This window comes from Streptomyces graminilatus, from assembly GCF_001418565.1.
In the GTDB taxonomy this organism is placed as follows: Bacteria; Actinomycetota; Actinomycetes; order Streptomycetales; family Streptomycetaceae; genus Streptomyces; species Streptomyces graminilatus.
This window is the reverse complement of record NZ_LIQQ01000661.1, coordinates 1-4,846: the sequence shown is the minus strand read 5'-3', so window position 1 is coordinate 4,846 and position 4,846 is coordinate 1. Positions and strand designations below refer to the sequence as shown.

The window sequence follows — 4,846 nt, the reverse complement described above, 5'->3', positions numbered from 1 at the left end:
CCCCCTCACCCTCCGCCTCCTCTCCGAGGTCCGCGCGGCGCTCCCGGCTCTCCCCGACACTCCTACCGCCCCCCGCCTCGACCGCCACGACGTGTTCACCGCACACCTCGACCTGATGTGCCTCCGTATCGCCGTCCGGCTGGCCGCCGAGAACGGCCTGCGCGGCACCGCCGTACGCCGGCTCGCCGCCAGGGTCTCCGGCCAGATCCACGAGGCCGCCCGCCGCAGTCTGGGCCCCGGACAGGGCGAGCTGGACCGCGCGTCCTTCGAGTCCGTGTTCCCCTGGGGCCCCGCACCGGCCCGCCTGGGCGGTGGCACGGGCTGGGCCTCGGCCGTCCTCACCGAGGGTCTCCTCGTCCCCGCCGGGAGCGGCTACCGCTTCGCCCACGAGGAACTCGCCGACTGGATCCAGGGCACCCATCTGGACCTCGACGAGGCGCTGCACGCCCTGGTCCACCGGCGCCGCCCGGAGACGGAGAACGCCGGGGACACCACCCCCGTACCCGCCGCCCCCGTTCCGGTGCCGCACCACCGCATCGGCCCGGTGGTGCAGTCACTGCTGCTCCTCGCCCGACAGCACGGAGCCGTCGAACTGGCCCACCGTCTGCGGGAGTTGGTGCAGGCCCTGGACTCCGGGGCCACTTCCCGCACATCGGCTGCCACCTGGTGGGCGACCCGGCTCCTCACCGAAGTGCTCCGTCAGGTCCCCGACGCGACCCCGTACACCCATGTGCTGCGCCTCCTGGCCGACCACATCGTGGCCCGCCGCCGACGCAGCCGGACTGTGCCGCCTGAGATGGGCCCCTCGTTCTGGACCGCGCTCCGGCTCCCCGAAGCCGCCCGCTTCGATCTGCTGCGCCGGCTCGTCGTCGGCGACGAACCTCCGGCCCGCTCCGACCAGCCCCGCCATTCCGACCAGCCCCGCTATCTGGACACCGTGGCGGGACTGCTCGCCGCCGACCCCACCGCCGTACAACCGCTCCTCGCGGGCTGGTTCGACGACGACCGTCCGCTGCCCGCCACACCGGACGCGACCGTGGCGACCGCCGCCCAGGCACTGCTGCACACCCACCGCCACCGGGCACTGGACGACCTGATCGAGGTGCTCGTCGACCGTGGGCACCGGCGTGGGGACGAACTCCTCGCCGTGCTCGCCGAGGAGGAGCCGTCCGCCGTCTGCCGGGCCGTCGACCGGTGGGCGCACGACGAGCGGCCGGCCCGCCGGGTCGCGGCGGTGGCGTACGGGCCGCGGGCCGCACCCCACGCGCGTACGGAGGCCGACCACGATCTCCTGCACCACGCGGCCCTCGCCCTGCTCGCCCGCCCGGCCGACCGCTCCCTGCACGGCGGTGCGCTGGCGCTCCTCGTCCGTGATCCACGCACCCGCGACCGCCATCTCCCGCAGGCACTGCGGCACTTCACGGCCGGCGACCCGCATCTCCCGCCGAGCGCCCTGACCGCCGCTCTGACGACCCACCCCGAGCAGGTCCTCGCCGCGTTCCGCGCCCGGCTGCTCGGACCGGAGGCGGGCGACGCCCTGCGCACCCTCGCCGACGTCACGACCCCTGCCCTCGCCCGCCCGGTCGCCGCCCTCGTACGGGAGGCGGCGGAACGGCACCCGGGAACCGCCGGCGACCTGGCGGCGTACGTGGACCGGCGCCTTGACCACGGCCCCACCGTCCGGCCCGTACTCCTCCCGCTGGTCACCGGTCTTCTCGACGGCGGCCCGGTCCCGGTGCGCGCGGCCCTCGCGACCGTGCTGGCCGCACCCGGAGCTCCGGTCTCCCACGCCCTGCGCCATGAACTCCTCGAAGCGCTCCTGAGCAGGGAGCACGACCCCACCGTCCTGGACGCGCTGCTCCGCGCGACCGCCGAGGGCGCGGTCCGCCATGGCGAACCGCGCACGCGCGGCCTCGTCCACCGCTGCGGGCTGCTCCTCGTACGCACTCCGGACGGCGCCACACGTTTCGACTGCCTCCTGGTCGAGCTGGCCAGACGGGTGCCCGGATTCGCGGCGCTGGTGGCGGGCTGGCTGACCGGCACTCCGGGGGAGTGGGCCGTGGTGGTCGGCCCCAGTACCCGCCGCATGATCGAGAACCTGGCGGGGGTCCGGGTCCCCGCATAGAACACGCAGACCTTGAGTACGCCCGAAGCCGCTGGTGTGCGGCTTCCATACCGGCTTCCATACCGACTGTCATATCGGCCGCCGTGCCGACCGCCATACCGACCGCCGTGGCAACAGGCGGCAATCGCTCAAGTGCGCCCCGTCACAGCCTCCATGCCGATGCGGGCGGGGCGCGTTCGGCATGGCACCCTTAGACCTGCGTAAGAAGGCCTGCGCAAGAGGCAGACACGGACACGGGTTCGACGAGGAGCGGTCACAGTGCAACGCTGGCGAGGCTTGGAGGACATCCCCGAGGACTGGGGACGCAGCGTCGTCACCATCGGCTCCTACGACGGAGTTCACCTCGGACACCAGCTCATCGTCCGGCACGCCGTGGAGCGCGCCCGTGAGCTGGGCGTTCCCTCGGTCGTCGTCACGTTCGACCCGCACCCCAGCGAGGTCGTACGCCCCGGCAGCCACCCTCCGCTGCTGGCTCCGCACCACCGCCGTGCCGAACTGATGGGCGAGCTGGGGGTGGACGCCGTCCTGGTCCTCCCGTTCACCAAGGAGTTCTCGAAACTCGCTCCGGCCGACTTCGTCGTCAAGGTCCTGGTGGACAAGCTGCACGCCCGGGCGGTCGTCGAGGGCCCGAACTTCAGGTTCGGCCACAAGGCGGCGGGCAACGTGGAGTTCCTGACCGAACTCGGCCGTACGTACGACTTCGAGGTCGAGGTCGTCGACCTGTACGTGTCCGGGGAGGCGGGTGGCGGGGAGCCGTTCTCGTCCACGCTGACGCGCCGCCTGGTCGGTGAGGGTGACGTCGCGGGCGCCGGTGAGATCCTCGGCCGCCCGCACCGGGTGGAGGGCGTGGTGGTCCGAGGCGCCCAGCGGGGCCGTGAACTCGGCTTTCCCACCGCCAACGTCGAGACGCTGCCCCACACCGCGATCCCGGCCGACGGTGTCTACGCGGGCTGGCTGCACGCGGACGGCGAGGAGATGCCGGCCGCGATCTCCGTCGGCACGAACCCGCAGTTCGACGGCACCGAACGGACGGTGGAGGCGTACGCCATCGACCGCGTGGGCCTCGATCTGTACGGCCTGCATGTCGCCGTCGACTTCCTGGCGTTCGTACGCGGCCAGGCGAAGTTCGACTCGCTGGACGCGCTGCTCGTCCAGATGTCCGAGGACGTGAAGAAGTGCCGCGAGCTGATCGCGGCGGCGGAACAGGGCCGCGCGGGCAGTCGGTAACAGGTAGTGGATGTATGGGGAGGCGGCCGGTGCCCGAGGGCATCGGCCGCCTCCCCATCGCGCTCCTGCTTACTGCTGCTGCCCCGGCTGAGGCGGGTAGCCGTACGGCGGCTGCTGCGGCGGGTATGGCTGGCCGGGCTGGGGCTGGGGCGGCGCCGGGTACTGACCCGGCTGGCCCGGCTGGCCCGGATAGGGCTGTCCCTGCGGCGGCTGCCCCGGAATCCGCTGCTGGTGGCCGGGCATCGGCGGGGGCGCGACCGGGGGCGGGTTGCCGTCCGAGGTCCACAGCCCGTGCATCTGCTGGTGGCGTACGAAGTCCTCGGCGATCATGGCGGCGAGGTTGAAGTAGGCCTCGCGCACCTTGGGCCGCATCATGTCGAGGTCGACCTCGGCACCGGCGGCGAGATGCTCGTCGAAGGGCACGGTGATGACGCCCCGGCAGCGCGTCTCGAAGTGGGAGACGATGTCCTCCACCTTGATCATCTTGCCGGTCTCGCGCACACCCGAGATGACGGTGACGGACCGGGAGACCAGATCCGCGTACCCGTGCGCGGACAGCCAGTCCAGTGTCGTACTGGCGCTGCTGGCCCCGTCCACGGACGGTGTCGAGATGATGATCAGTTGATCGGCGAGGTCGAGTACACCGCGCATGGCGCTGTAGAGCAGACCGGTACCGGAGTCCGTCAGGATGATCGGGTACTGCCTGCCCAGGACGTCGATGGCGCGCCGGTAGTCCTCGTCGTTGAAGGCGGTGGAGACGGCCGGGTCGACGTCGTTGGCGATGATCTCCAGCCCGGACGACGCCTGGGACGTGAACCGCCGGATGTCCATGTACGAGTTGAGGTACGGGATCGCCTGGACGAGGTCACGGATGGTGGCCCCGGTCTCGCGCCGCACCCGGCGGCCGAGCGTACCGGCGTCCGGGTTGGCGTCGATGGCGAGGATCTTGTCCTGCCGTTCGGTGGCGAGGGTCGAGCCGAGCGCGGTGGTCGTGGTCGTCTTGCCGACACCGCCCTTGAGGCTGATGACGGCGATGCGGTAGCAGGACAGCACCGGCGTACGGATCAGTTCGAGCTTGCGCTGCCGCTCGGCCTCCTCCTTCTTCCCGCCGATCCTGAACCGGGAGGACGAGGCCGCGGGCCTGCTGCTCTTCGCCTTCTGCTTCTTGTTGTTGAGCAGCCGGTCCGAGGACAGCTCGACGGCCGCGGTGTAACCCAGCGGCGCGGCACCGGGGTTGGTCATCTGCCGCTGGTCGTGCTGTATGGGCTGCGGCCAGGCGCCCCCGGTACGCGGGTCGACGGGCGGCTGCGACTCGGGCCCGCCGTACACCGGTTGCGGAGGCGAGGGGGGAACAGCGCCGTCCGGTACGGGCTGCCCCGGCACGTACGGCGGCGACTGCGGCCCGCCCTGCGGCACCTGAGGCTGCGGCGGCACCTGCGGGTGGGGCGACCCGTGCCCACCGGGTGCCCCGACGGGCTGCCCGGGGTGCGGGAA

General features: G+C 72.5%; 2 protein-coding genes and 1 pseudogene. 2 read left to right on the top strand and 1 reads right to left on the bottom strand.

Annotated features, from left to right (window positions below):
* Both AOK08_RS39365 and AOK08_RS39360 read left to right on the top strand, forming a co-directional pair.
* Positions 1 to 2,125, top strand: a pseudogene (locus AOK08_RS39365) (serine protease); the annotation flags it as partial.
* A gap of 258 nt (positions 2,126 to 2,383) precedes the next feature.
* Positions 2,384 to 3,352 (top strand): bifunctional riboflavin kinase/FAD synthetase, encoded by a 969-nt coding sequence (locus AOK08_RS39360; RefSeq protein ID WP_055535027.1) that lies wholly within the window; start codon positions 2,384 to 2,386, stop codon positions 3,350 to 3,352.
* Positions 3,353 to 3,421: 69 nt separating this feature from the next.
* On the opposite strand, the gene AOK08_RS39355 is transcribed toward AOK08_RS39360, so the two are convergent.
* The coding region (locus tag AOK08_RS39355) for a MinD/ParA family ATP-binding protein (RefSeq protein ID WP_241827295.1) at positions 3,422 to 4,846 on the bottom strand (1,425 nt) is incomplete at its 5' end.